The 754-nt window shown below is 54.1% G+C and carries 1 protein-coding gene; it reads right to left on the reverse strand.

Annotated elements, in window-relative coordinates; all coding sequences use genetic code 11:
• On the reverse strand, positions 1–699 hold a 699-nt coding region (locus tag NTH01S_RS11485; RefSeq protein WP_245642403.1), incomplete at its 3' end, for an IS6 family transposase.
• Positions 700–754: the final 55 nt, after the last annotated feature.

Below are 754 nucleotides of genomic sequence, written 5' to 3' on the forward strand. Positions count from 1 at the left end.
GAATTGTTTTTCGATGAGACGCACTTTTCCCGTGATGCCCTTTTCCTGCTGCCAGGATCTGGCCTGTCCCTTCTTCAAGGCGCGCATGACCTCGAACCCCTTGATGGTCGCATAGGCGGTTTTCAACGTTTTGAAACCACGCACGGGCTTGATCAGCTGCTTGAGCTTGCCGTGATCGGCTTCGATCACGTTGTTCAGGTATTTCACCTGTCGGTGCTGCACTGTGCCTGGCAGCTTACCTTTCTTTTTCAGCTCTTTGATCGCGATACCGTAGGTCGGGGCCTTGTCCGTGTTGATCGTCTCGGGCTTCTCCCAATCCTTCAGCCCGTTCACGGATTTGCCCAGAAAACGTTTGGCAGCCTTGGCGTTCCGCGTGGGTGACAGGTAGAAATCAATCGTATCGCCGTCCTTGTCGACCGCACGATAGAGATACGTCCATTTCCCTTTGACCTGGATACTAGGTCTCATCAACCCGCCAACTGCGCGAAAAGGACGGACGTTTCCAATACCAGCGCAGGCGTTTTCCATCTCGGGCGCGTAGCGCTGAACCCAGCGGTAAATCGTGGAATGATCAACGCTCACGCCACGCTCAGCCAGCATGGTTTCAAGATCCCGGTAGCTGATCCCATATCGGCAATACCAACGAACCGCCCACAGGATCACATCGCCCCGGAAATGTCGTCCCTTGAAATCGCTCATTCGCAGCGCCTCACACCAAAACCGAAAGCGGTTTCAAACAAAGACACCAACTTTG

It is taken from the genome of Neokomagataea thailandica NBRC 106555, from assembly GCF_001598495.1.
Classification (GTDB): Bacteria; Pseudomonadota; Alphaproteobacteria; order Acetobacterales; family Acetobacteraceae; genus Gluconobacter; species Gluconobacter thailandicus_A.